The 26,106-nt window shown below is 71.8% G+C and carries 23 protein-coding genes; 9 read left to right on the plus strand and 14 right to left on the minus strand.

From position 1 onward, the window contains the following. The first annotated feature begins 15 nt into the window (after positions 1–15). Complete coding sequence (locus PH203_RS21155) at positions 16–690, plus strand: response regulator transcription factor (RefSeq protein WP_289921835.1); 675 nt, start codon at positions 16–18, stop codon at positions 688–690. Further along, the gene (locus tag PH203_RS21160; RefSeq protein ID WP_289921836.1) at positions 687–2,519 is read left to right on the plus strand and encodes a HAMP domain-containing sensor histidine kinase; all 1,833 of its coding nucleotides are present in this window, start codon (positions 687–689) and stop codon (positions 2,517–2,519) included. Before PH203_RS21155 ends, PH203_RS21160 begins: the two co-directional genes overlap by 4 nt. Here PH203_RS21160 and PH203_RS21165 read toward each other — a convergent pair. Next, positions 2,475–2,729, minus strand: coding sequence for a WhiB family transcriptional regulator (locus PH203_RS21165; protein ID WP_289921838.1), 255 nt, complete (start codon positions 2,727–2,729; stop codon positions 2,475–2,477). The two genes, PH203_RS21160 and PH203_RS21165, sit on opposite strands and share 45 nt — an antisense overlap. A gap of 108 nt (positions 2,730–2,837) precedes the next feature. After that, the gene (locus PH203_RS21170) at positions 2,838–4,058 is read right to left on the minus strand and encodes a saccharopine dehydrogenase C-terminal domain-containing protein (protein WP_289921840.1); all 1,221 of its coding nucleotides are present in this window, start codon (positions 4,056–4,058) and stop codon (positions 2,838–2,840) included. A 110-nt stretch (positions 4,059–4,168) separates the two neighbouring features. Between PH203_RS21170 and PH203_RS21175 the strand changes: the two genes are divergently transcribed. Next, entirely contained in the window at positions 4,169–4,879 is a 711-nt protein-coding gene (locus PH203_RS21175; protein WP_289921841.1) for a TetR/AcrR family transcriptional regulator, read from the plus strand. 59 nt (positions 4,880–4,938) lie between these two features. On the opposite strand, the gene PH203_RS21180 is transcribed toward PH203_RS21175, so the two are convergent. Beyond that, the gene (locus PH203_RS21180) at positions 4,939–5,835 is read right to left on the minus strand and encodes a LysR family transcriptional regulator ArgP (RefSeq protein ID WP_289921842.1); all 897 of its coding nucleotides are present in this window, start codon (positions 5,833–5,835) and stop codon (positions 4,939–4,941) included. 69 nt (positions 5,836–5,904) lie between these two features. On the opposite strand from PH203_RS21180, the gene PH203_RS21185 reads away from it, so the two are divergent. Together PH203_RS21185 and PH203_RS21190 are read left to right on the plus strand one after the other, a co-directional pair. Next, positions 5,905–6,522, plus strand: a complete 618-nt coding sequence (locus tag PH203_RS21185) for a LysE/ArgO family amino acid transporter (RefSeq protein ID WP_289921844.1) — start codon at positions 5,905–5,907, stop codon at positions 6,520–6,522. 134 nt (positions 6,523–6,656) lie between these two features. Next, positions 6,657–7,958 carry an MFS transporter gene (locus PH203_RS21190; RefSeq protein ID WP_289921845.1) on the plus strand — a complete coding sequence of 434 codons (1,302 nt, stop codon included), beginning with the start codon at positions 6,657–6,659 and terminating at the stop codon, positions 7,956–7,958. Between the two features lie 344 nt (positions 7,959–8,302). Here the strand turns inward: PH203_RS21190 and PH203_RS21195 are convergent, their stop codons facing one another. The 3 genes from PH203_RS21195 to PH203_RS21205 all read right to left on the minus strand — a co-directional run bounded on the left by PH203_RS21195 (position 8,303) and on the right by PH203_RS21205 (position 10,779). Next, on the minus strand, positions 8,303–8,755 hold the full coding sequence (locus PH203_RS21195) for a cyclic nucleotide-binding domain-containing protein (protein WP_289921847.1): 453 nt from the start codon (positions 8,753–8,755) through the stop codon (positions 8,303–8,305). Positions 8,756–9,037: 282 nt separating this feature from the next. Then, the gene (locus PH203_RS21200) at positions 9,038–10,516 is read right to left on the minus strand and encodes an aminotransferase class I/II-fold pyridoxal phosphate-dependent enzyme (protein WP_289921848.1); all 1,479 of its coding nucleotides are present in this window, start codon (positions 10,514–10,516) and stop codon (positions 9,038–9,040) included. Further along, entirely contained in the window at positions 10,513–10,779 is a 267-nt protein-coding gene (locus PH203_RS21205) for a hypothetical protein (protein ID WP_289921849.1), read from the minus strand. The genes PH203_RS21200 and PH203_RS21205 overlap by 4 nt, the downstream gene beginning before the upstream one ends. A 191-nt stretch (positions 10,780–10,970) precedes the next feature. On the opposite strand from PH203_RS21205, the gene PH203_RS21210 reads away from it, so the two are divergent. The 4 genes from PH203_RS21210 (at position 10,971) to PH203_RS21225 (ending at position 14,228) form a co-directional block, all read left to right on the plus strand. After that, positions 10,971–11,390, plus strand: a complete 420-nt coding sequence (locus tag PH203_RS21210) for an ATP-binding protein (protein ID WP_289921852.1) — start codon at positions 10,971–10,973, stop codon at positions 11,388–11,390. 188 nt (positions 11,391–11,578) lie between these two features. Beyond that, entirely contained in the window at positions 11,579–12,412 is an 834-nt protein-coding gene (locus tag PH203_RS21215; RefSeq protein ID WP_289921853.1) for a SigB/SigF/SigG family RNA polymerase sigma factor, read from the plus strand. 58 nt (positions 12,413–12,470) lie between these two features. Beyond that, positions 12,471–13,334 (plus strand): ANTAR domain-containing protein, encoded by an 864-nt coding sequence (locus PH203_RS21220; RefSeq protein ID WP_289921854.1) that lies wholly within the window; start codon positions 12,471–12,473, stop codon positions 13,332–13,334. A 45-nt stretch (positions 13,335–13,379) separates the two neighbouring features. Further along, positions 13,380–14,228, plus strand: a complete 849-nt coding sequence (locus PH203_RS21225) for a DUF1206 domain-containing protein (protein WP_289921855.1) — start codon at positions 13,380–13,382, stop codon at positions 14,226–14,228. Between the two features lie 39 nt (positions 14,229–14,267). On the opposite strand, the gene PH203_RS21230 is transcribed toward PH203_RS21225, so the two are convergent. From PH203_RS21230 to PH203_RS21265, 8 genes are all read right to left on the minus strand, one after another. Beyond that, positions 14,268–16,502, minus strand: coding sequence for an FUSC family protein (locus tag PH203_RS21230; protein ID WP_289921856.1), 2,235 nt, complete (start codon positions 16,500–16,502; stop codon positions 14,268–14,270). A gap of 9 nt (positions 16,503–16,511) precedes the next feature. Continuing rightward, positions 16,512–17,876 carry an NAD(P)/FAD-dependent oxidoreductase gene (locus PH203_RS21235; protein WP_289921857.1) on the minus strand — a complete coding sequence of 455 codons (1,365 nt, stop codon included), beginning with the start codon at positions 17,874–17,876 and terminating at the stop codon, positions 16,512–16,514. A gap of 200 nt (positions 17,877–18,076) precedes the next feature. Next, the gene (locus PH203_RS21240; RefSeq protein WP_289921858.1) at positions 18,077–18,481 is read right to left on the minus strand and encodes an ATP-binding protein; all 405 of its coding nucleotides are present in this window, start codon (positions 18,479–18,481) and stop codon (positions 18,077–18,079) included. 122 nt (positions 18,482–18,603) lie between these two features. Further along, positions 18,604–20,505, minus strand: a complete 1,902-nt coding sequence (locus PH203_RS21245) for an AMP-dependent synthetase/ligase (RefSeq protein ID WP_289921860.1) — start codon at positions 20,503–20,505, stop codon at positions 18,604–18,606. 288 nt (positions 20,506–20,793) lie between these two features. Continuing rightward, positions 20,794–21,879 carry a glutamate--cysteine ligase gene (locus PH203_RS21250; protein WP_289921861.1) on the minus strand — a complete coding sequence of 362 codons (1,086 nt, stop codon included), beginning with the start codon at positions 21,877–21,879 and terminating at the stop codon, positions 20,794–20,796. A gap of 63 nt (positions 21,880–21,942) precedes the next feature. Further along, positions 21,943–24,153, minus strand: a complete 2,211-nt coding sequence (glgB, locus tag PH203_RS21255) for a 1,4-alpha-glucan branching enzyme (protein ID WP_289921863.1) — start codon at positions 24,151–24,153, stop codon at positions 21,943–21,945. A gap of 4 nt (positions 24,154–24,157) precedes the next feature. Continuing rightward, the gene (locus tag PH203_RS21260; protein WP_289921865.1) at positions 24,158–25,522 is read right to left on the minus strand and encodes a maltokinase; all 1,365 of its coding nucleotides are present in this window, start codon (positions 25,520–25,522) and stop codon (positions 24,158–24,160) included. Positions 25,523–25,550: 28 nt separating this feature from the next. Further along, positions 25,551–26,106: alpha-glucosidase C-terminal domain-containing protein (locus PH203_RS21265; protein ID WP_289921868.1), on the minus strand; the 556-nt coding region annotated here is incomplete at its 5' end.

Here is a 26,106-nt window from a genome sequence, read left to right on the forward strand (position 1 = left end):
CTTAGGATCCGCCAGGTGTGCGCACATGTGCTGGTCGCCGAGGACGACGAGATGCAGGCCGAACTCATACGCCGCTCCCTGCTGGCGGAGGGCCACACCGCGACCGTGGTCCACGACGGCGGGGCCGCCCTCGACGCGGTCCGGCGGCTGAGACCCGACCTGGTCGTGCTGGACCTGATGCTGCCGGTGGTCGACGGCCTCGGGGTGTGCCGGGCGCTGCGGCGGGCGGACGACATCCCGGTGCTCATGCTCACCGCCCGCTCCACCGAGGACGATGTGCTGCTCGGCCTGGACGTCGGCGCCGACGACTACATGACCAAGCCCTACAGCCCACGGGAGCTGATGGCCCGGATCCGCACGGTGCTGCGGCGCAGCGGACGCGGTCCCGTGCGCGCCGCCGGGCTGCAGGTCGACCCCGTACGGCACGAAGTGCGCTGCGACGGCGAGGAGGTGGAGTGCACGCCCGCCGAGTTCGCCATCCTGCTCGCCATGACCGCCGAACCCGAACGGGTCTTCTCCCGGCGGCAGTTGCTGGAGTGCACCCGGGGCATGGACCGGGCGTCCACCGAGCGGGCCGTCGACGTCCACATCATGAACCTGCGCCGGAAGATCGAGGCCGACCCGCGCAGACCGGTACGGCTGCTGACCGTGTTCGGTGTCGGTTACAAGCTCAGCGGCGGGCGAGGATGAGCCGCCGGATACCCCTGCGCAAACGCCTGTCGGTGCGGCTGCTGATCACCTCCGTGCTCATCGCCGTGTGTTCCGTGGCGGCGACCGCCTGGCTGGCGGTGGAGACCACCACCCGTGCGCTGGAGGAGGAGCAGGGGCAGGTGCTCGCCGAGGACATGGACGTCCTGGCGCGGCTCAGCGGGTACGCGGCGACTCACCCCGAGTGGAAGGGAGTCGAGCAGGTCGTGCGCGCCTTGTCGGAGAAGACCGGCCGCCGGATCGCCCTGACCACCACCGACCGCACCCCCATCGCCGACTCCGCACCGCCCGGCACCTCCCTGCCGCCGCGCGCCGCCGCCACCGTGGACCCCCTGCGCACCGACACCTACACCGAGCGCGCGGCACAGCGCAGCGGCATCGATCCGAGGGCGGTGGGGCCGTACCGGCTGACGGCCGTGGAGAGCGCCAAGCTGGAGAAGCTGGCCGTGGTCCGGCAGAAGTGCTACGCCCGTTTCGGTGTCGAGACCGGCATCGTCGAGACACCGAGCGGCCGGCCGGTCCTCAGCGAGGACGAACCTGCGCCCTTCGACTGTGCCGACGGACGGCTCAACACCCCGACGCCCACCGAGAACAAGGCCCTCGCGGACCTGACACGGCGCGCCCGTGACTGCCTCGACCGGCACGAAGTGCGGTCCGCCGAATCGCTGCTGGTCGCCTTCGACGCCACCGACCCGAGCCGGCTCGGCCGGTACTACCTGGGCAAGATCGACGTGCCACCCGGGTCAAAGACCGCCCGCACCCTGCAGAACTGCGTCGACAGCGCGCGTCGCGCCCAGCTCGACCCCTATGTGGCGCCGACCGCCGAGCTGTTCCTGGGCGGCGGCGACCGCACCGCCGTCCGGTTCGACATGTCACCGGCCAACAAGACCAAGGTCGTCGGCGTCGCCGGACTCGTGCTCGCCGTCACCGTCGCGGTGACCGCCGTCGTGGCCACGCGGCTGGTGCGGCCGTTGCGCGCGCTGACCGCGGCCGCCCAGCAGCCGCCTCAGCTGCATGTACGGGTGCCCGTGACCACGCGCGACGAGACCGGCATCCTCGCCGCGGCCTTCAACGACCTCACCGAACGCCGGGAACAGCTGGAGGCCCAACGCAAGGCCATGGTCAGCGACATCGCCCACGAGCTGCGCAGCCCGCTCACCAACATCCGCGGCTGGCTCGAGGTCACCAAGGACGGCGTCGTGCCCCCGGAGCCGGAACTGCTCGCCTCCCTGCACGAGGAGGCCCTCGTCCTCCAGCGCGTCATCGACGACCTCCAGGACCTCGCCGCCGCCGACGCGGGCACCCTGCGGCTGCACCGCGAGCCCGTCCGCGCGGACGAGCTGCTCGGTCAGGTCGCCGCGGCCCACCGGGTGGCGGCCGGCACGGCGGGCGTCGCCCTGCGCACCGCGACCGACGGCGAGCCGTGGCTGGACGCCGACCCGGTGCGGATGCGGCAGGCGCTGGGCAACCTCGTGTCCAACGCGCTGCGGCACACGCCCGCCGACGGCACCGTCACGCTGACCGCGCGGTGCGACGGCGAGGAGGTCGTCCTCGAAGTCGCCGACACCGGAAGCGGGATCGCGGCCGAGGACCTCCCGCATGTCTTCGACCGGTTCTGGCGGGCCGAGAAGTCCCGCAGCCGCCGCACCGGCGGCAGCGGGCTCGGCTTGCCGATCGTCCGCCACCTGGTCGCCGCGCACGGGGGCACGGTCCGGGCCGCGAGCGAACCGGGCGTGGGGAGTGTCTTCACCCTGCGGGTGCCGGGGCTAGCCGGAGGTGCGCCCGGCCCTGGCCCGGCGCCTTTGCAGTGAACGCCGTTCGGCCTCGCTGGTACCGCCCCAGACACCGATCGCCTGCCCGGTGTCCATGGCCCACTCCAGGCACCGCTCCTGCACGGGGCAGCGGCGGCAGACGGCCTTGGCCTGTTCCGTCTGGACCAGGGCCGGTCCGGTGTTGCCGATCGGGAAGAAGAGGTCGGGGTCCTCGTGGCGGCATGCGGCATGGTCTCGCCAGTTGTCCATCGGTGTCACCTGCGCTCGAAGTCGTCCGTGCCCTCGCGGATGGCTTACTCGCTTTCGGGTCACCTGTCGATGCGTATGTGAAACAACGGACTTCGGGGAATCCCGGTCTCACTGCTCGCGCAGCCCCCACGGGGAGCCGTACGCGGTCAGCAGATCCAGGAACGGGCCGGCCGGGAACGCCTCCGGGCCGAGGACGCCGGAGCCCGACCAGGCGCCCGTGGCGAGGAGTTCGAGGGCGACGACCGGGTTGACCGCCGTCTGCCACACCACCGCCTGGCAGCCGTACTCCGCCATGGACCACTGGTTGTCGACCACGTGGTACAGGTACACCTCGCGCGGCGCACCGTCCTTGACGCCCTTCACCCAGGTGCCCGCGCAGGTCTTGCCGTGCATGCGCTCGCCCAGCGCCGCCGGGTCGGGCAGACACGCGGCGACGACGTCCCGGGGGGAGACCCGGACCGGTCCGTCCGCGCCCGGCACGGTGACCGGTTCCGTACGGTCGAGGCCCAGCAGGTGCAGCGTCCTGAGCGTGTCGATGAACTCCTCGCCCAGGCCGTACTTGAAGGTGACCCGCCTGGCGTCGACCCAGCGCGGGACGAGCAGCACCTCCTCGTGCTCGACGTTCACGCACTCCACCGGGCCGATGCCCTCGGGGAAGTCGAACACCTCGGGCTCGCTGAAGGGCTCGGTGGTGAACCAGCCGCGGTCCTCCTCGTAGACCACCGGCGGGTTGAGACACTCCTCGATGGTGGTCCAGATGCTGAAGGACGGGGCGAAGTCGTAGCCGTCGACGGTGAGGTTCGCGCCGTCGCGGATGCCGATCTCCTCGATCTCGTCGAAGAGTTCGTCGGCCGCGTGCCGGGCGAACACATCCGACAGACCCGGCTCCACCCCCATGCCGACCAGTGCCAGCACCCCGGCCTTCTCCCACTCTGCCGCGTCCTCGAACTGGGCGTCGCCCAGCTTGACCCCGCACTCCTCGTACGGGCGCTCGGCGTGCGGCCGGGACAGCGACATCGCCATGTCGACATAGGTCGCCTCGGCCGCACGGGCCGCCCGGAACAGGGGCATCACGAACCGCGGGTCGGTGGCGTTGAGCAGGACGTCACAGGCGTGCCGCCGAAGCAGCGCGGTGACCGCCGCCTCGTCGCTCGCGTCGACGCGCTCGGCCCGGAAGCGGGCCTTCTCGGTGCCGAGCGCCGCCACGGCGGATTCGGCCCTCGCCAGGTCGTAGTCCGCGACCACCATCGCCTCGAAGAACGGCCGCCGGGCCGCGATCCGGGTGATGGCGGTGCCCACTCCACCGGCTCCCACGAGCAGTACACGCATGACAAGCACTCCGTCGGTCGAAGGTCCAAGACGTCGGTGGGGCCCCTGACGGAGATACAACGCCGCGGCGTCACGTAAGGTCAATGGCGTTGGCATAAGGAGGACCTCAGATGCCGAAGGCCGTCGTCCCGGAGGAGAAGCGCCGCCGCCGTCGCCCGACCAAGAGCGGCACCGTGCTGTCCGAGGCGCTGATCGTCGAGACCGCGCTGCGCATGCTGCGCGAACACGGCAGCACCGGGCTGACCGCCCGCCGGCTGGGCCTGGCCCTGGACGCCGATCCGAGCACCCTCTACCGCTACTTCCGCGGCATGGACGACCTGACCCTCGCCATCGGCGACGCGCTGATCGGCCAGGCCCTGCGCGGCTGGGAGCCGACGGGGCAGTGGCGGGCGGACCTGCGCGCCGTCGGCCTGCGCATCCACGCCGCGTACGTCGCCCACCCGCAGGCAGCCCTGCTGACCACGAACCGGGTGACCGGGCGGCCCAACGAACTCGCCGCCGACGAGGCGGTCCTCGACGTGCTGCGCACCGCCGGATTCCCGTTGCCCGACACGGTCCGCGTCTACCACGCCTTCATCGACCAGACCCTGGCCTTCGCCGCCCTCGACGCCGCCTCCCTCGCCCTGCCGAGCGCCGCGCTCCACGCCGACGAGGACATGTGGCGCTCCACGTACGCCCGGCTGCCCCGCGCCACGCATCCCCGGATCGCGGAGGCGGCACCGCTGCTGGCGACGCGCATGGTCGAGAGCGCCTATCCCACGGCCCTGGAGATGCTGCTCGACAGCGCGGAGGGGCTGCTCGGCAGCGTGAGCGGGCGATGAGGCTCTCCGCCGCGTCGTCGAACCGCGGCCGGGGGTTCGGTGGGCACGCCTGAGAGCGCCTAAGAGGTGAGCGCCTCGGCCGCCGCTGCGGCCACCGCCTCGGCCACGGCCGCCAGGGCGGGCGAGTCCAGCTTCCACTGCTGCCAGTACAGGGGTGCGTCCATCGGACGGTCGGGTGCGAGGTGGACCAGCCGGCCCGTGGCCAGCAGGGGAGAGGCCTGGACGTCGGGGACCATGCCCCAGCCGAGCCCCAGCGCCACGGCCGCCACGAAGCCCTCCGAGGTGGGGACGTAGTGGCGGGCGGCACCCGCGCCGCCCCGGTCATGGCGCAGACTGCGCACGAAGCGGTCCTGGTAGGAGTCCCGGCGGTCGAAGGCCACCGAGGGCGCCTGTGCCAGTGCGTCCCGCAGCGGGCCGGCGAGACAGCGCTCCACGAACTCCGGGCTCGCCACCGCGAAGTACCGCATCCGTCCCAGCGGGCGCACGGAACACCCCGCCACGGGGTCCGGAGACGAGGTCACCGCGGCCATCACCAGGCCCTCCCGCAGCAGCGTCGCCGTGTGCTCCTCGTCCTCGCGGTGCAGCTCGAAGGTGAGGCGGAGTTCGTCCGGGACCCGGTTCAGCGCCGGGAGGAACCAGGTCGCCAGCGAGTCGGCGTTGACCGCCACCGACACCCGCGTCGACTCCCCGGCCGTGCTCATGCCCAGCTCGGCCCGCGCGTCGCGCTCCAGCCGCGCCAGCTGCCGGGCGAACCGGACGACGACCTCGCCCGACTCGGTCGGCCGCACCGGCTTCGTGCGCACCAGCAGCACCCGCCCGGTGCGCTGTTCGAGGGCCTTGACGCGCTGGCTCACCGCCGACGGCGTCAGATGCAGGGCCGTGGCTGCCGCGTCGAAGGTGCCCTCGTCGACCACCGTCAGCAGCGTCCGGACCTGGTCGAGGGGGAGCTCTGCCATCACAACTGCTAATGATACGTAAGAATCTTTAGCTGTACTCCAGAGAGCGCGTTCCCTAGCGTCGATGCCATGACCGCTTCGCTCGCCGCCGCTGCCGCCGGATTCGGCACCGGCCTCTCGCTCATCGTCGCCATCGGTGCCCAGAACGCCTTCGTGCTGCGGCAGGGGGTACGCCGGGAATCCGTCCTCGCCGTGGTCGGCATCTGCGCCCTCTCGGACGCGGCGCTCATCGCCCTGGGCGTCGGAGGGCTGGGGGCCGTGGTGGTGGCATGGCCGCAGGCGCTGACCGCGGTGGGCTGGATCGGCGGCGTCTTCCTGCTCTGCTACGGCGCCCTCGCCGCCCGCCGGGTGGCCCGGCCGGCTGGTGACGCCCTGCGGACGGAGGGCGAGGCGGCGGGCTCCCGCAAGCGGGCCGTGCTGACCTGTCTCGCGCTGACCTGGCTCAACCCGCATGTCTACCTGGACACGGTCTTCCTGCTCGGCTCCGTCGCCGCCGACCGCGGTGACCTGCGCTGGACCTTCGGAATCGGGGCCGCGCTCGCCAGCCTGTGCTGGTTCGCGGCCCTGGGCTTCGGCTCCCGGCTGCTCGGCCGCTTCCTGGCCAGACCCACCGCCTGGCGCGTCCTCGACGCACTGGTCGCGGTGACGATGCTCGCCATGGGCGGGATGCTCATCGCCGGTGCCTGAGCCCGAGAGCCGGCCCGAACCCGGGCCGGGCAACTGCCTTGTCCGAAAGCTGAGATCGCGTGTCCCGCATGCTCAGACCGAAGTGTCATAGTGATCCCTGGTTCCGAAAGATGTAACGACCAACCAGGAAGCCCGTGGACACGAGCGAGAGCAGCACCGCAGAAGAGTCGACAGCGCCGGCGCCGGCACAGAAACCGGACCGGCGCGGCTGGCGCCGGTTCGCCATGGACACCAGGCCGCTGCGCCACCCGGCGTACCGCAGGCTGTGGAGCTCGACCATCGTCACGGCCGTCGGCAGTCAGCTCACCGCGGTCGCCGTGCCGAAGCAGATCTACGACATCACGGGCTCCTCCGCGTGGGTCGGCTACGCGAGCCTCGCCGGGCTGCTGCCGCTCATGGTGTTCGCGCTGTGGGGCGGCGCGATCGCCGACAGCATGGACCGCCGCAAGCTGCTGCTCATCACCAACAGCGGGATAGCCGTCACCTCGCTGCTGTTCTGGATACAGGCGGTCACGGGCATGGAGTCCGTGGCCGCGCTGATGGTCCTGCTCGCGATGCAGCAGGCGTTCTGGGGCCTGAACGCCCCGGCCCGCAACGCCTCCATCGCACGTCTCGTACCCGCGGAGGAACTGACCGCCGCCAACGCCCTCGGCTCGACGGTCATGCAGACCGGCCAGGTCGTCGGCCCGCTGCTGGCCGGCGCCCTGATCCCGGTCATCGGTCTGCCGGAGCTGTATCTGATCGACGCCGTCGCGCTCTGCGTCACGGTGTGGGCGGTCTACAAGCTGCCCGCTCTGCCCCCGTCGGCGACACAGACCAAGCGCCGGGCGGGGGTCCGCGAGATCGCGGCCGGATTCCGCTACATAGCCCTGCACAAGGTGCTGCTGCTGTCGTTCCTCGCCGACATCATCGCGATGGTCCTCGGCATGCCCCGCGCCCTGTTCCCGCAGCTGGCGTCGCAGACCTACGCGCCCTACGGCGAGGGTCTCGCCCTCGGTCTGCTGTTCGCGGCGATCCCCATCGGCGCGGTGCTCGGCGGACTGTTCTCCGGAACGTTCTCCCGGGCCCGCCGGCACGGCTGGATGGTCATCGGGGCGGTCGTCGCGTGGGGCGCCGCCATCGCCGCCTTCGGGCTGAGCGACAGCCTGTGGCTCGCCGTGCTGTTCCTCGCGCTGGCGGGGGTGGCGGACATGGTGTCCATGGTCTTCCGCGGGGCGATCCTGCTCTCCGCCGCCACCGACGAGATGCGCGGCCGCATGCAGGGCGTCTTCACGGTCGTCGTGGCGGGCGGTCCTCGCCTGGCCGACGTCCTGCACGGCACCGCCGGATCGGCCTTCGGCCCTCGCGCGGCGGTCACGGGCGGCGGCCTCCTGGTCGTGGCCGTGATGCTGGTCCTGGCCGCGGCGGTACCGGCACTGCGCCGCTACAGGATCTGACCCGGCCGAGCGCTCCGCTGGAGGCGCGCCGAGGGGTGGTCGGCCGGCTGCGGCGCCGCCGTCGTAGCCGGTCGCGTACCGCAGCGGAGCCGCTGAGCCGAGGTGACATACACAGCCTCGCGCCCCTTCAGGGCGCTGCCGAACCGCAGCCGACCTCACCGGATCCGCTCAGCCCAGGTCCGCCCCCGAGCCAGGCTCCGTCACTGAGTCCGGCCCGCCGTCGAGTCCGGTCGCGCCCTTACGCTCCGGCGCGCCGTCGAGCCGGTTCGTGCCCTCACGGCCCGGCCCGCCGCCACCTCCGGCCTCCATCCCCATCTCCGCCCCCGCCCGCGTCCGACGCCCCGCTACAGCGCCCGCCTGTGGATCGAGTACTGCTCCAGGAGCTTGCCCCGGGTCGTCTCCAGCCGGTGTGCCAGGATCTCGGCGACGCTGCGCACCAGGATCAGGCCGAGCTGGGGATCCTCCTCGCACAGGCCGAGCACCGCCGCCGCGTCGAACTCGTAGGCGCGCACGGGGCTGAACGCCACCGCTCCGAAGTCCCACCGGTGCGGTGGGAACAGCCAGGACCAGCCGAGCAGATCGCCCGAGCCGAGGCTGGCCACGGTCACCCGCTGCAAGGACGTCACCCGCTGGTCGAGGGAGACCGCGCCCGAGCGGATGACCCAGAAGCGGTCGGCCGTGCCCCCTGCCTCGAAGATCCGGGCGTCCTCGGGAAAGGAGACCTCCCGGGCGAGGGCCATCAGACGCTGCCGCTGGGGCGGGGGCAGGGTGGTGAGCAGTTTCGTCGCTTTGGTCATGACGCGGGGCTCCTCGCCGACGGTTCGGTTCCGGTGCTTTCCCTACGCCCATTTCAGCCGCTGCGGACGGTCCGGGCACCTCGGCGGACGGCACTTCCGGTGCTCAGGTCACGCGGACAAGGAAAAGCCCTGGCTGGACGGGGGAGGCCAGCCAGGGCCGTACAAGGGTGGCCCGCGGAGGACGGGTGCCGTCAACTCCACGGCCACGTATGAATGAATCGTAAACCATCTCGGAGGATTTTGCGTAAAAAAAGCCGGGCACGTGACCGGTTTCACTCTGCTTCACTCCGCGTTCCGCCGCAGCACCCTGATCGTCTCCAGCTCGGGGTCACTCGGATCGGGCAGGTTCATGCCCGCGGCCTGGCCCGTCGACAGATAGCGCAGCACCGGTTCGTTGAGCCGCTCGCCGGGAAGGACGGCCGGGATCCCGGGCGGATACGGGGTGATCATCTCTGCCGCGACGCGTCCGGCGGCCTGTCGGAGCGGTATGTCCTCGGTGTGGCCGAAGAACGCGTCCCGCGGCAACACGGCCTGTTCCAGCCGCAGTTCGGGCGGCGGCGGGACGTCCACGCGCGGGGCGGGCCGCAACTCGGGTGCGTGGCGCGCCATCTCCCGCAGCGCGTCGAGCAGTTCGTCGGCCGTCGAACGGTCGTCGGCGTGGGTGATCTGCGCCCCGATCCGGCGGTGGTCGGTGAGATGCGCGTCGATCCGCCGGTGTTCGCGCAGCCAGTCCGCCGCCTGGAACCCGGTGATGCCGAGGTCGTCGAGGTCGATGACGACGGGCAGCGGATCGAAGTCGTCCGCGAGTCCCGGACCGCAGAAGTCGTCCCGGCCCTCGACGTGCAGTCCCTCGATCTCCTCGACGGCGGCCCGGACGTCGGCCGCCAGATCCAGCGCGCCGCCCATGAGTTCCTTGCCGCGCAGGACCATCTGCCGCCGCCAGCCGTCCAGTCCCGCGTAGATCAGCACCGACGGACTGGTGGTGCCCAGCAGATCGGCGCGCAGCCGCAGCAGTTCGGGCGGCACGAGATCGCCCTGCAGATGGAAGACCGACCCCTGTTCGAACCCGCTGCCCATCTTGTGGATGCTCGTGACGCAGATGTCGGCGCCCGCGTCCATCGCCCACGACGGCAGATCGGGATGGAAGGGCAGATGCGCGCCCCAGGCCTCGTCCACGATCAGCGGGCGTCCGTGCCGGTGGCACACCTCGGCGACGGCACCCAGGTCCGCGCAACTGCCGTACGGGGTCGGGCTGGTGACGAGGGCGCCCTTGGCGTCGGGATGGTCGGCGAAGGCGTCGGCGAACTCCTGCGCGGACGGCGGATGGGCGAGATGCCGGCCGGCGTCCCAGCGGGGTTCGACCCACACCGGTTCGATCCCGGAGAGGATCAGACCCGAGACGACCGACTTGTGGGCGTCCCGCCCGACGAGCAGCTGCTCGTGCGGGCCCGCCACGGACAGCATCGCCGCCTTGACGGACAGGGAACTCCCGCACGTGGTGAAAAATGTGTGCTCCGCGTGCACGGCGTCGGCCATCAGCTCCTCGGCGCGCTCCAGTACGCGGCCCCGCGTGAGCCGGTCGTCGAGACCGCCGGAGGCCAGCACGTCACCGAGGAACACCGCGTCGCCCAGCGCCTGCCGTACGGCGGGGTCGGCGCCGCGGGCCTGTTTGTGCCCGGGCGGGGTGAACGACAGCCGCCCCTTGCGGTGGTAGTCGTCCAGCGCTTCGAGTACGGGTGCCCTGGTGTGATCCACGTTCATGGGGAACCGGGTGCCCGGGGGTGCGGCCGCCAATCGCTCCGCTCCGGCCTCCCGGGCTGCTTGCCCGGCGTCAGGATCTCGTCCAGCACCCTGAGCACCGCCTCGTAGGCCAGGGTCCGCACGGCCGCGTCACGCGAGCCCTCCGGGTCGCTCGACCACAGGGCGTCGCTGCGGGTCCGCCAGGTGCGTTCCTCCTCCAGAGCACAGGCCCGGGCCCGCTGCATGCGCCGCAGCAGCTCGTCTGAGTCCACGACATCCGTCATGCACCCCGGGTACCCCGCATGCGTCTTCCGATGACCCGGTGTGCACGAGGTTTGACGGGCCGGGGAGCGGTGAGCCGATAGGAAGACACCTTCGGTGCTCGCGCAGCGTGACGGATCCGCTGCCGCCGGGTGGGAATGCCGTGCTGTTCGCGAGTGCCCCGGCTTGCCCCCACCGATCAGGGAGTCCAGGGATGTGCCAGAAGCACGGAACCGAATCCGTCGAGCGGCGCCGACGGCCGTGCAGGCCGGCCGAAGCCCGTCGCGCCGTCGAGCGCGCCGTGGCCGAACGCTGCCGCGCCACCCACACCAGCTGCGGCCGGGAAGCCCTGGCCGACGCCCTCCTGGTCGCCTCCGAACTCACCACCAACGCCATCCTGCACGGCGGTGGCGTCACCGACTTCCGCGTCGACGTGGTCGAGCCCGGAGTACGGGTCTCGGTGAGCGACCGCAGCGACGAACTGCCCGTGGCCCAGGAGCCCGTCGACGGGCACGGGCGCCGGCGGGTCGGCGGCCTCGGCTGGCCCATCGTGTGCCGGCTGGCCCGCGACGTACGAGTCACCGATCTGCCCTCCGGAGGGAAGTGCATCACCGCGGTCGTGCCCCTGTCCTGAGAAGAGTCCGGCCTTTCGCGGCGAAGCGGAGTTTGTTCCCCCGGGGTGCGGGCAGGCGAAGTCTCGTGCTTCGGACCGGAGGCGCGCCGGCGGGATCGGTATGACTGCCGCAGAGCCCACTCCGGGTGTCCGGACAGCGTCTGTTCCCGCGGCAATTCCCTGGAACCACCGTTCAGGAGCGATTCCGCATGCCCATCGACATGTCGACAAGCCGTCCCCGTACGCCTGACACGACGAACTCGGCCGGCAGGCGGCGCCATGACGACGCCCCCGAAACCGCGGCGCTCTTCGCCCGGCTCGCCGTCCTGGAGGACGGCCCCGAGCGGGAGGCGATCCGCGACGAACTCGTCACCGCCTGGCTGCCCATGGCCCACCGCATCGCCGGCCGCTTCCGTGAGCGCGGCGAGTCCCTCGAGGACCTGCGCCAGGTCGCCGCCCTGGGCCTGGTCAAGGCCGTCGACCGCTTCGACCCGGAGCGCGGCGCCTTCGAGAGCTACGCCGTGCCGACGATCACCGGCGAGGTCAAGCGCCACTTCCGCGACCGGATGTGGGCCCTTCGGGTGCCCCGCCGGGTGCAGGAACTCCGCAACAAGGTCCGGGTCGCCCGCCGCGAGCTCACCCAGACCCCGGGCAGTGCCGAACCCACCCTCACCGAGCTCGCCGCCCACACGGGCCTGACCGAGGACGAGGTGGCCACAGGACTGGAGGCGCTGGAGAGTTTCAGCGCCCTGTCCCTGGACGCCGAGCTGTCGGCCGGCGAGGACGGCTACAGCCTCGCCGACACCCTGGGCAGCTCCGACTCCTCGTACGACGTCGTGGTCGACCGCGAGTCCGCGAAGGCGGGACTGCGGAGGCTGCCCGAACGGGAGCGCGCCATTCTCTACATGCGCTTCTTCGAGGACATGACACAAAGCCGCATCGCCGACCGTCTGGGCATCTCCCAGATGCACGTCTCCCGGCTCATCAGCCGCAGCTGTGCCCGGGTGCGCGCCGAGGTGCTGGGCGAACGCGCGAAGGCCTGAGTGTCCGCGCACTATCCGGGCACGTGTTCTGTTCCCGTGAACGGAACGAAGGAGCCTCATGACGCAGCCCGGACGGACAGCCGCGGACGACGGAGCGGACCACGACGAACTGGAGCGGCTGCGGGCCGAGGCGCGTGACCTGCGCACCCGGGCCCGCGCCCACGCCCTCATCGCACAGGCGCAGGGCCTGCTCCAGGAACGGTACGCACTGCCCGACGCGGACAGCGCGTTCGCACTGCTGCGGCTCGCCTCCCAGCGGTTCAACATCAAGATGCGCACGCTGTCCGAGGTGCTGGTGGCCGCGCCCCGCCCCGCCGCCCGGGACGAACTGTGGTTCCCGCGCCGCGCCCGCCTCGCCGAGCCCGTCCTGAGCTTCCCGGCGGCGCGGCGGACCGGCCCCGGCACCCGCGGCGGCGTCCTGGCGGCCGTACTGAGCCAGACGCTCGCCGTGATCGGCACGGACATGGGCAATGTCCAGCTGGCCGACCGGGTGCGGGGCGGACTGCGCATCGAGAAGCACACCGGGCACCCGGCGGACTTCGTGGACTTCTTCGGCCATGTCGGCGAGGAGGGCACGTCCTGTGCGAAGGCCGCACGGGACGTCGCCCAGGTCACCGTGCGGGACGTGGAGTCCGACCCGGTGTTCAGCGAACCGGCTCGCGAGGCGATCCTCGCGTCGGGCAGCCGGGCCGTCCACAGCGTGCCGCTGACCACCTCGGCGGGCCTGTGCGTGGGCATGGTCTCGGCGCACGTCGAGCGCACCATGGCGACCCCGGCGAAGGTGCAGCTGAAGGCCCTGGAGGTGATGGGCACCGAGGCCGGCCGCTGGCTCGCCTGGCACGACCGCACGGTGGTCCTGGACGCTCTGGAGCATCTGCACGCCCTGGGCAGGAGCAACCACGGCCGCCGGATCGCGCGTTGAGTGTGCCTCGCCGGGACGGGGGCATTCGGAGGGCGGGAGGACGAGATGAACCCGACTTCGATGGCACCGACCAGTCGGATCGAGGCACGCAGTGGCGCCACCGGTTCCATGACGGAGGGCGCGGCCCGCGCCGGGCTCGCCGCGCGGGGCGTCATCTACCTGCTGGTCGGCGTGCTGGCGCTGCAGATCGCCTTCGGCGACGGCGAACGCCAGGCGGACCGCGGCGGCGCCCTCGCCGAGCTCTCCGACAAACCGTTCGGCTCCGTACTGCTCTGGGCCCTTGGCATCGGGCTGGTCTGCATGGCCCTGTGGCGGCTGTCCGAGGCACTGTTCGGGTCAGTCGGACCGGACGGCCGCAAGGCGAAGAAGCGTCTGCTGGCGGTCGCCCGGTTCCTGTTCTACGGATTCGTCGCCTACTCGGTGCTGTCGTTCGCGGCGGGCTCGGGCGGCGGCGGGGACGGCGGCAGCGGATCGAGCGACAAGCAGTCCCGTGACGTCACCGCGAAGGTGCTGGAGATGCCCGGCGGGCAGTGGATCGTCGGACTGGCCGGGGCCGGGATCGTCGTCGCCGGGGTGTGGATCGGCGCGCGGGCCGTGCTCCGGGCCTACCACGACAAGCTCAGGCTGGGCGAGATGTCGCCGCGGGCCCGCCGCCTGGTGGACATCACCGGCGTGGGCGGCGGAGCGGCCCGCGGGCTGGTCTTCGCCACCGCCGGAGCCTTCGCCGTCCGCGCCGCGGTCGACTACGAACCCGACAAGGCCAAGGGCCTGGACGACACCCTCCGGTCCTTCGCCGACACCCCCCTCGGCCCGTGGCTGCTGGCCTGTGTGGCGGCGGGGCTGGTGCTGTTCGGCCTGTTCTCGTTCGCGATGGCGCGCTGGCGCAGGGTCTGAGGACCCGGGCGCCCGCGGCTGCCCGGACAGCCCGCGCCGTCAGCCTTTCGGCCGTCGCACCGCCACCCCCAGCGGCCGGGCCAGCCCCACCACCCCTTCGTCCAGCCGCTGCAGATGCCGCAGCACCCGGTCGGTCACCCGGCCGAAGCGGGGCACTCCGGGGACGCCGGGCTCCAGCAGCGCGGCGATGCTCGGGCCCGTCTCGACCTCGTCCGCGGAGCGCTCGTCGGTGAGGTGCGCGGCGACGGTCCGGATGTTGTGCAGGATGCGCTCTCCGGCGCGGCGCAGCCGTGGGTCCGCGGCGATCGAGGGGTGGGTGGGCAGCAGTTCGGCCGTCGCGGCGAGGGAGCGGGCGTGATAGGCGCAGGTCTCCAGGAGTGCCACGACGTACCGCGCGGTGTCCCGCCGGGCCCGCAGGGGTGTGACCGGGTGGGTGAGCGGCTGGGTCGCGGCCCGCAGGTCGGCCAGCGCGCTGTCCAGGTCGCGGGCCTTGTCCAGCAGCTCCGTCGGGGGCCCGCCGCTGAGCTGGTCCACCGCGCTCTCCGTGACCTCCGCGAGCCGGTCCAGGACCCCGGCGAGAAGGTCGTCGGTACGGCGGTCCGTCCGCACCGGCAGCACGAACGCCGCCGCCAGCACCCCGCAGGCCGCGCCGAGCGCCGTCTCCTCGATCCGCAGCACCAGCACCGAGAGGCTGTAGGTGTGCAGCAGGGTGTAGAGCACCCCCAGGGCGGCGGTGACGAAGAACGACATCAGCGTGTACGACAGGGGCGCGCTGTAGAACATCAGGAACACGCACACCAGCACCACCGCGAACGCGGTCCAGGTGTGGCGTCCGACCAGCCCCGCCAGCGCGATGCCGGCCACCACCCCGAGCACCGTGCCCAGGAGCCGCCGGTAGCCCTTGACCAGGATCTCGCCCGTGGAAGCGGTGTTGATGAACACGATCCAGCAGGTCAGCACCGCCCAGTACCAGCGCTGACTGGACAGCAGCTCACCGCCCGCGATGGCCAGCGACGACCCCACCGAGACCTGCACCGCTGCCCGCGTCGTGGGCCGCCGCAGTCCCGTCGGCTCCTGCGCGCCCTCCTCACCTGCGTCGATGGCCGCGTCCTCGGCGTCCAGCTCCTCGCGCGAGCGGGCCGTCGAGGGGGTGTCGTCCGACTCGTCCTGCGGTCCGTCGAGGGCGATCCGCAGCCCCAGCACCGCACGGGCCGCCTCTCCGATGCCCCGGAACACGTCCTGGACGGCCGGTGATGCGGCCGGCAGGTTCTCCCCGTCCCGGTATCCCAGCAGCCGGTTGCGGAGCTGGGAGACGGCCGTACCGGGCACCGGCCTCAGTACGAGCAGCCGCAGCGCCTGCAGATCGCGCCGCAGCGTGCCGACCGAATCGTCCCGCACGGGCAGCAGACCGCCCGGTGGAACCGGCGCTCCCGGCAGATGCAGCGTCAGCGTGTCGGCCCGCTCGGCGCTGCGCGCGGTGAGCAGCAGCAGGCCGAGCCGCTCGGCGGCGACCTCCGCGTCCGCGATCCGCCGCTGCACCAGCCGGGCCACGGACTCGTCGGCTGTGCCGTCCTCCAGCCGGCCCTGGATCATCAGAGCCGTCTCGTGCAGCCGCGCGGTGCCCTCCCGCAGGTGCTCCAGGGCCTTCTCCACCTCCTCGGGGCCGGCCGCGTCGAGGAGTTCGAGCTGCGCCGCCACCAGCCGGGCGAGCCGGGCCCGGAAGGCCTCCCGCAGCCGTTCCAGCGTTCCCGCCGGCGTCTCGGGCACGATCGCGAACCGCATCACGGCACTGCTCAGGAAGGCGACGCCGAGAGCGCCGTACAGCTCCGGCAGACCGGAGAGGGTCGCGCCGACGAACAACGACAGGAAGTAGACCTGGAACCCGATCAGCCCGAGCGCGGTGCCGCGGTCGCCGTACCGCCGTCCGTAGACCGCGCAGAAGATCAGCGCGACGAAGAACAGATCACCGGCCACCACATGCGAGCGCAGCGCCGCGCCCAGCGTCACGGCGGCCAGCGCCACCGGCAGACCCAGCGCGAGCGTGACGGCCTGCGGGCCGCGCTGTTTCTCGCGGATGGCGAAGGTGGCCACCATCGCCGCGATCGCGCCCGCCACCAGATGGGGCACGTCGACCGCCGACAGGCCGAGCACGGCCAGCGTGAGCGCGATGGCGCCCACCGTCCGCAACCCGGCGGCCAGCCGCAGCAGTCCGGGGTCGGACGCGGCCGCGAGATCCCGCAACCGCGCCCGCCCCGGAGGCACCACCGCTCTCACGCCGCGCGACTACTCCTGGCGTTCCGTCCCCGCGACATGCGCTTTCACCTGCTCCGGCGTCAGATACGCGTTCGTGTACTCGAAGTCGTGCAGCTTGGCGGCCTTGCGGGCCTGGAAGCCCGTGCGCACGAAGTCGTCGCCGGCGAGCGCGTTGAGCGTCCAGTTGGTCGCGACGCGCACCTTGGCGACGTTGGTGCGCAGCGCCGCCCAGTGGTACCCGCGGGCGGCGAACTGGGCGGGCAGGCCCCGCAGTTCGATACCGAGCGGCTTGGACACGGCGTCCGTGCCGCCGAGGTCGACCACGAGACCGAGGTCCTTGTGGCGGTAGGGCGTGGTCTGCTGTCCGCGCAGCACGGCGATGACGTTGTCGGCGACATGCTTGCCCTGGCGCATCGCGTGCTGCGCGGTGGGCGGGCAGACCGCGCCCTCCTCGCCCTTGGCCTCGTCGGGGACCGCGGCGGAGTCGCCGAGCGCGAAGACGCCGTCATGGCCGGGCAGCTGCATGTCGGAGGTGACCGCGAGCCGCCCCCGGACCGTCTCCGCGCCGAGCGTCGCGATGAGCGGGCTCGCGACCACACCGGCCGTCCAGATCAGGGTGCGGGTGGGCACCACCCTGCCGTCGGTGAACGTGACCTCCTCGGGGCCGGCCTTCGCGATGGACGTGCCGAGGGAGATCTCGATGCCGCGCTTGGTGAGGATCTGCTGCGCGGTGCTGCCCAGCTTGTCGCCCAGCTCGGGCATCAGTTTCGGGGCGATGTCGATCAGATGCCACTTGATCAGCCCCGGATCGATGCGCGGGTAGCGCTTGACCGCGGCATGGGTGAGCTTCTGCAGACAGGCCGCCGTCTCGGTGCCGGCGTAGCCGCCGCCGACGACCACGAACTGCAGCCGCGCCGTACGCTCGGCCTCGTCGTCGCTGGCGTCGGCCAGATCGAGCTGGGCGATGACGTGGTCACGGACGTAGGCGGCCTCCGCCAGGGTCTTCATGCCGAACGCGTGGTCCGTGAGGCCGGGGATGTCGAAGGTGCGGGTGACGCTGCCGGGGGCCAGCACGATGTAGTCGTACGGCTCGTCGACGATCTCGTCGGTGATGGTGCGGATGACGCAGACCTTGGCCTTGAGGTCCACGCCGATCGCGCCGCCCGGGATGATCCGGGTGCGGTACTTCTTGCTGCGGCGCAGCGATACGGCGATCGACTGGGGCGTCAGTACGCCGGAGGCGACCTGGGGGAGCAGCGGGAGATAGAGCTGGTAGGCGAACGGCGTCACCAGCGTGACGTCGGCCTCGTCCGGGGCGAGCTTGCGTTCCAGCCGTCGAACGCACTCCACACCGGCAAAGCCTGCGCCAACCACCAGGATCCTGGGTCGTGTCACGGTCTTTCTTCCCTTCTGCGGCTCCGGCGGTCCGAGTCGGACGCCGTTCGCCTGCCCCCGGATCGGTGCATGGCAACATCGATCCCACCGTGCATCGAGCCGTTCCGCCAGCCGAGTACGGCAGGCAGACGAACGCGTCGTGGACCACCATGCCCGCACGGATGCGCGAGTGCACCGCAAGCGCGTGAAAGTCGTGTGTCTCACCAGGGCAGGAACACATGCACGTCCTTGCCGTGCGCCTCCGTCACCACACTCACCTGGTCCGACAGGGCATGGATGAGATGCCACCCGACGCCGCCGCCCCCGGTCCTCGGGCGGAACGGACGCGGGGCGGGCGGGGTGGGACTGCTGTCGTGCAGCGTCACATGCACACCGTCGAAGGTGCGCCGCATGCACAGCGTGAAGGCCCCCGGTGCGTACTGCACCGCGTTGGCGGCCAGCTCCGTGACGACCAGCAGGATGTCGTCCCAGTGCTCGGGCGTCGCGGGGGGCGAGGAGCGCGAGAGGGCGTACAGGAACTCGTCCGCGGCGATCCGCGCAGCCGTGACGCTCTGCGGCTCGCCGGCAAAGCTCATCGTGCGGCTCGGGATCTCCACGGAGGCCATGTGGTTGTTCGTTCCTACGAGGTGCGCATGTATCGGTCCTGTCTCCGACGCCCTGTGGCGCCGTCGCCCCTGCGAGTTCCCGGGGGCGCACAGGTCAATCGTGTCCCCGGACCCGTCCCGGGTCACCGGAAGACGTTGTCCGAGTCCTCCCAGGCCAGCTCCTCCGGCGTGCCCTGCCGTGGGGTACGGGTGCGGGCCTGGTACATGGCGTCGATCTCGAACGCGTAGTGCTGGACGATCGCGTCCCGGCGCAGCTTCATCGACGGCGTGAGCAGCGCGCTGGTGCGGTCGAAGGGTTCGGGCAGCACCCGGAAGACCCGGATGGATTCCGAACGGGACACGGTGCTGTTGGCCGCGGCCACCGCGCGTCCGATCTCCTCCCGCAGCGCGTTCTCCTCCCGCGCGTCCCGGCTCGGGGCGTCACCCGGCAGCGCGAGCCCGCCGCGCCAGTGGGCGAGGAAGTCCGGATCCAGTGTGATCAGGGCACCCACACAGGGCTGGCCGTCCCCCACCAGTACCGCCTGGTGGATGAGCGGATGCATGCGCAGCCGCTGTTCCAGGAAGGCCGGGGCGACGCTCTTGCCGCCGCTGGTGATGATGACGTCCTTCTTGCGGCCGGTGATCGTGAGATAGCCCTCGGGGTCCAGCCGCCCGAGATCTCCCGTGGCCAGCCAGCCGCCGCCCAGCACCGCGCGGGTCGCGGCCTCCTCGTTGACGTATCCCTGGAACACCGACGGGCCGCGGACCAGGATCTCCCCGTCCTCGGCCACCCAGACGTCCGTGCCCGGCAGGGGCTTGCCGACGGTGCCCGACTTCTCCCGGCCGAGCGGCTGTGCCGTGATGCCGCCGCTCGTCTCGGTCAGGCCGTAGGCGTCGTTCACGTAGAGGCCGATGCCCTCGTAGAACAGGCACAGCTCGCGGCCCAGCGGCGATCCGCCCGAGGCCGCGCGGAGCACGCGGCCCCCCAGCGCGGCCCGGAGCCTGCGGTACACCGTGCGCTCGTACAGCGCGTGCTGGAGCCGCAGATCCAGGCCGGGCCCCGGTCCCTGCCCCAGCCGATGGCGCTCCACGGCGGCGGCGAAGTCGCGTGCCGTCTCCGCGGCCCGCTCGAACAGGGTGCCGCGGCCCGCCTGCTGGGCCATCCGCAGGAAGTTCTTGTAGATCTTCTCGAAGAGCGACGGCACGCCGCAGAAGTACGTGGGCCGGAACGACAGCAGCGACGCCGAGAGCGTCTCGGGGCTCAGGTCGGGCTCGTGGGCCATGAGCAGGCCGCCACGGATGCACAGACTCTGGGCCAGAAGCCCGTACACATGGGAGAAGGGCAGGAAGGCGAGCATCGAGCCCTGCTCGCCCGGCGGTATCACCGTGTGACCCCAGCCCTCCAGCAGGACGTCGCAGGCGCTCGCCAGGCCGCGATGGCTCACCGCGCAGCCCAGCGGCCGGCCCGTGGTGCCGGAGGTGTAGACGACGGCCGCGGTGGAGTCCGGCATGACGATGCGGCGCAGCGACTCGACCGTGGTCAGCGGAATCAACCCGCCCCGCTCCACGAGCTGTTCCAGCGCCCCGGCGTCCAGCTGCCAGACATGGCGCAGCAGCGGCAGCGAGGCGCACACCGAGCCGACCGTCATCACGCTCTGCTCGTCCTCGACGACCACCCCGACACAGCTCGCGTCCCTGAGGATCCACTCGACCTGATCACGCGACGACGTCGGATAGATCGGCACCACCTCGGCGCCCACCGCCCACAGCGCATGGCTGAGGACCGTCCACTCGTAACGGGTGCGCGCCATGATCGCCACGCGGTGCCCCGGCGAGATCCCGGAGGCGATCAGTCCCTTGGCGAGGTCGACCACTTCGTCCCGTACCTCCACGGCGGTCACCTCGTCCCACACACCGGAGGAGGGGTCGCGGCGGCGCGCGAGCATCGGCACCGTGGGGTTTTGGGCCGCCGTCTCGAAGACGCTGTCGGCGAGCCCGCCCGTCAGCGGCGGGACGGACGGGGGAGCGAGGGCGACGTCGCGCATGCGCTGCTCCTGATGTTTACGGGGTGTGACTCCGCCGATGAGAACTGTTATCGGCGGTGCCCGAATCTAGCCGAGGTGAGCCCGTTCGATGCAGGGATTCGACAACTGGTGCGACTTGTGATCCCGGCGTGACCGAGGGACGCGGTGGAATCGGGGGACTCGGAGGACATGAGGCTCGCCAAGGGCTGCTCCAGAGCACTCCTGGTCGTGTTCGTCGTCCTCGTGATGCTCTGTGCGGCCGTCTTCTTCGGCTACGCCCTGTTGCAGGTGCGGTGAGAGCGGACCGCGCTACTCCTGCGTATGGCGCACGCACTCCGTGACGACGTCCCGCAGACTCCCGGTCCGCGCCATCAGCTCCCGCTGGACTCGCGCCCCGTTGCCCCGCCGCAGCAGGTCCGCACAGGCCTGCCGTGCGCAGTCGAGGTCACCGGTGTCGGCGAGCGCGTCCGCGACATGGTCGAGAAGCGCCCGTACGACGGTCTCGGCGGGCAGCCGCCGCATGGTCGCCGGATGCAGCAGTTCCTCGGTCAGCCCCGACCGCGCGGCCCGCCAGGCGGCCAGCCGGAGCAGGCTCACACTGTGCCCCCACGGGGCCTCGCCGGCCCGCCACTCGCGGGCCGCCGTCTCGACGAGGCCCCGGGCGAGGGTGGCGATCAGCACGGCGGTGGACGCGTGCAGACAGACGTCCGAGACCCGGATCTCCACCGTCGGATAGCGCCGGGACAGCCGGGCGTCGAAGTAGACCATCGCCTCGTCGAGGATCACGCCGGTCGCGACCATGTCGGCCACCCGCCGGTGATAGCACTCGGCCGAGCCGAACACCTCGGTCGGACCGGCCGACGGCCACCGCTGCCACACCCGGCTGCGATAACTGCTGTACCGCGTGTCCCGGCCCTGCCAGAACGGGGAGTTGGCGCTCAGCGCCGCCAGCACCGGCAGCCAGGGCTGCATCCGGTCGATCACCGCGACGCCCTCGTCGTCGGACTCGACGGACACATGGACATGGCAGCCCAGGACGACGGCCTTGGAGGTGATCCCGTACTGCTCCGCCATCCACCGGTACCGTCGCCCCACCCCGATCGAGCCACTGACCGGCAGCGGCGACGAGGCCAGCGCGGCGACGGCACAGCCGATCTCCCCGGCGTGCCGGGCCGCCTCCTTGCGGCAGCGGACGATCTCCGCACCGAGTTCCGCCATCTCCGACTGGGGATGGGTGGCGAACTCCAGCATCTGGCTGTGCAGCTCCTTCTCGAAGACGTCACCGTTCGTGCCGTCGTGCGCGGCCCGCGCGAGCACGGCAGCCGACAGCGCTCGTGGTTCGCCGGTCTCCGGCGCGACCAGGAGGAGCTCCTCCTCCACTCCGACGGTGCGCACGTGATGCCGCCCTTCTGCCGAGACGACGGTGTCGTACGTCCCGAATGCCCAGCGAACGCCTGATCACACGGGCGTCAGCCACACCGTGGCGAGGGGAGGCAGCGTGCACCGGACGACACCGTCCTCCGGTTTGACCGCACCGGGGTCGGTCACGCCACTGCCGCCGTAGCGTTCCGCGTCGGTGTTGAGGATCTCCTGCCAGGCGGGGATGCCGTCGGGGACGGCGAGCGGGTAGTCGTGGCGGACGACGGGGGAGAAGTTGGAGACCGAGAGGAGCGGGACGCCCTCGGCGTCGAGGCGGAGGAAGGCGAAGACGTTGTCCTCCGCCGCGTCCCCCAGGACCCACCGGAAGCCGTCGGGGGTGGTGTCCCGCTGCCACAGCGCCGGGGTGCGACGGTAGACGCCGTTGAGATCACGGACCAGGTCCCGCACCCCACGGTGATCGGCCTCGGCACCGTACGCCGGATCGAGCAGCCACCAGTGCGGCCCTTCGGCCTCCGCCCACTCGGCGCCCTGGGCGAACTCCTGGCCCATGAAGAGGAGTTGCTTGCCGGGGTGGGCCCACATGAAGCCCAGATAGGCCCGGTGATCGGCGCGCTGCTGCCACCAGTCGCCCGGCATCTTCGACACCAACGACCGTTTGCCGTGCACGACTTCGTCGTGGGAGATCGGCAGGACGTAGTTCTCGCTGTACGCGTACACCATCGAGAAGGTCATCTCATGGTGGTGGTACTTGCGGTGCACGGGCTCGTGCTGGATGTAGCCCAGCGAGTCGTGCATCCAGCCCATGTTCCACTTCAGCCCGAACCCCAGCCCGCCGCTCTCGGTGGGCCGGGTCACCCCGTCCCAGGCGGTGGACTCCTCGGCGATCGTCATGACCCCGGGCACCCGCCGGTACACGGTCGCGTTCATCTCCTGCAGGAACGCCACCGCGTCCAGATCCTCACGGCCGCCGAACACATTGGGCGTCCACTGACCGGAGTCACGCGAGTAGTCGAGATAGAGCATCGAGGCGACCGCGTCCACCCGCAGCCCGTCGACATGGAACTCCTCGCACCAGTACACGGCGTTGGCGACCAGGAAGTTGCGCACCTCGACCCGCCCGAGGTCGAACTCGAACGTCCCCCAGTCCGGATGCTCGGCCCGCCGCCAGTCGCCCGGCTCGTACAGCGGCTCTCCGTCGAACCTTCCCAACGCCCAGTCGTCCTTGGGGAAATGGGCGGGCACCCAGTCCATGATCACGCCGATTCCGGCCCGGTGGAGGGCGTCGACCAGGTACTTGAAGTCGTCCGGGGTGCCAAGGCGGGCCGTCGGCGCGTAGAAGCCGGTGACCTGGTAGCCCCAGGACCCGCTGAAGGGGTGGTGGGCGACCGGCATGAGCTCGACGTGGGTGAAGCCGAGGTCCCTGACGTACGCGGGGAGTTCCTCAGCGAGTTGACGGTACGTCAGACCTGGGCGCCAGGACGGCAGATGGACCTCGTACACGGAGAACGGCGCCTCGTGCACGGGAACGTCACCCCGGTGGGCCATCCACTCGGTGTCGCCCCACTCGTGGCGCGACACGGTCACGATCGACGCGGTGTCCGGAGGCACCTCGGCGCGACGGGCCATGGGGTCGGCCTTGAGGAAGCGGTCGCCGTGCCGGGAGGTGATCTCGAACTTGTACCGGGCGCCCTCCCCGATCTCCGGCAGGAACAGCTCCCACACCCCGGACGCGCCCAGCGAGCGCATCGGGAACGCCGTACCGTCCCAGCAGGAGAAGTCCCCGGCGACCCGGACCCCGCGCGCGTTCGGCGCCCACACCGTGAACCGGGTGCCGGCCACCCCCTGGTGGACCATCGGCTCGGCGCCGAGCGCCGTCCACAACTCCTCGTGCCGGCCCTCGCGGATGAGATGCAGATCGACATCACCGAGCGCGGGCAGGAAGCGGTACGGATCGTGCACCTCGCGCTCGTCGGCGCCGTCCTCCTCGTACGACACCAGCAGCGTGTACGGCGGAATCGCGTCCAGGGGGAGCACGCCGGAGAAGAGGCCGTCACCTTCGGAGGCGAGCCTGCTGCGCCGTCCGTCGACGACCACGCTCACGGCACGGGCGAACGGGCGCAGCGCCCGGAAGGCGATCCCGCCCGGCACCGGGTGCGCGCCCAGCAGGGCGTGCGGATCGTGGTGGGCGCCGGACAGCAGCCGGTCACGGTCGGCCGGGTCCGGGGCAGGGGCGGCACGGCAGGGGGCCGGGCCGCCGGCCTCGGGGGACGTGGTGTCACGCAGGGCCACGGCTTCAGGCTCCTCTCACGGCGAGACGCTCGATCGCCGCCATCGGCACGGGCACCCAGTCCGGGCGGTGTCTGGCCTCGTACAGGACTTCGTACACGGCCCGGTCGGTCTCGTAGGCGCGCAGCAGACCGTGCTTCTTGCGCGGGTCCCACCTGGCGAGGGAGGCATAGCCCGCACAGTAGGCCTCGCGGCAGCGGCGCGCCCACTCCGGTCGCCAGGGCCGGCGCTGGCGTGCCGCGTAGTCGAAGGAGCGCAGCATGCCGGCGATGTCCCGCACCGGGGAGTGGGCGCTGCTCCGCTCGGCGAGCGGACGGGACGGCTCGCCCTCGAAGTCGATGACGAACCACTCACGCCCGGCCCGCAGCACCTGCCCCAGATGCAGATCACCGTGGATGCGCTGGGCGGGCGGCCCGGAGTCGCAGGTGGTCAGGGCCGCGAAGGCGGTGCGCAGACCGGGGACGAACGGCTGGAGGGCGGGCACACAGTGCGCGGCGGAGCTGAGCCGCTCGGTCATCGCGGCCCCCGTCCTGCCGTTCTCCGCCTGCGTCCCGGCCGGGAAAGCCGCGGCCAGCGCGAGGTGCACCTCCGCCGTGGCCCGCCCCAGCTCATGGGACTGCGCCGTGAAGTCGTCACCGGAGGCCAGCGCCTGCAGGGCCAGCGTCCAGCCGTCGGACGCCTCGGGCAGGAAGGGCTGGAGCACGCCCAGCGTCGCCTCCTGCGGATGCGTCGTCCGGAACCAGGCGACCGGCGCGGGCACCCGCCGGCACCCCTGCCCGGCCAGCGCGCGCGGCACCTCCAGATCGGGGTTGACGCCGGGCTGGATGCGCCGGAACAGCTTCAGGATGAACGCGTCCCCGTACACCAGCGAGGAGTTGGACTGCTCCGCGTCCAGCACCCGCGGCACGAGACCGGCGGGTACGGACACGGACGCGTCGGCCTCGAAACGCAGCGGGCCCGCCGCGCCCGGGTGCCGCAGCCGTTCCAGGAGCAACTGCGCCGACCGGGGGTCCTGCAACGCGTCGAAGACCGTCAGCCCGGCCAGCGGTCCCCGATCGGCCCGCCCGATGAGAGCACGGCCGAGGCGCGGCGACAGGTGTTGCCGTACACCGAGCAGCAGCTGGTAGCAGTCCCCGGACGGGGCGGCCGTGCCACCGGGGGCGGGGACGGGCGTGTGCCCGGTGCGGATCAGCAGATGCAGACAGCCCGGGAACAGCTCGGTCATGGACAGCAGCGTCAGGTCCGTGACGGGCCGGTCCTTGCCCGCGAACCAGCGCTGCCGGGGCAGCCACTCGCGCAGCAGCCCGGCGAGCGAGTCCATGGGCCCGGAGAGAGTCGTACCGCTCGGGGCGAGGAATGCGGTCTTCGACATGGTGACGCGTCCTTTCGCCGGTGTGCGCTCAACTTCGGCGGCCGATGCGGGATACGGCTCGGGGGAGCCGGAACCAGTAGAAGCCGTGCCCCGCCAGCGTCAGCAGGTACGGCAGTTCTCCGATGGCGGGGAACCGCACCCCGCCGAACAGCTCGACCGGGTGACGGCCGTCGAACTCACGCAGATCGAGCTCGGTGGGCTGTGCGAAGCGGGAGAAGTTGTGCACGCACAGCACGAGGTCGTCCTCGTACTCCCGCAGGAACGCGAGCACCGCCGGGTTGGACGACGGCAGCTCGGTGAACGAGCCGAGCCCGAAGGCGGGGTTCTGTTTGCGGATCTCGATCATGCGGCGGGTCCAGTGCAGCAGCGAGGAGGGGCTGCTCATGGAGGCCTCGACGTTGGTGACCTGGTGGCCGTAGACCGGGTCCATGATGGTCGGCAGGAACAGCCGGCCCGGGTCGGCCGTGGAGAAGCCTGCGTTGCGGTCGGGGGTCCACTGCATCGGCGTACGCACTGCGTCGCGGTCGCCGAGCCAGATGTTGTCGCCCATGCCGATCTCGTCGCCGTAGTAGAGGATCGGCGAG

It is taken from the genome of Streptomyces sp. S.PB5, assembly GCF_030403745.1.
Taxonomy (GTDB): Bacteria; Actinomycetota; Actinomycetes; order Streptomycetales; family Streptomycetaceae; genus Streptomyces.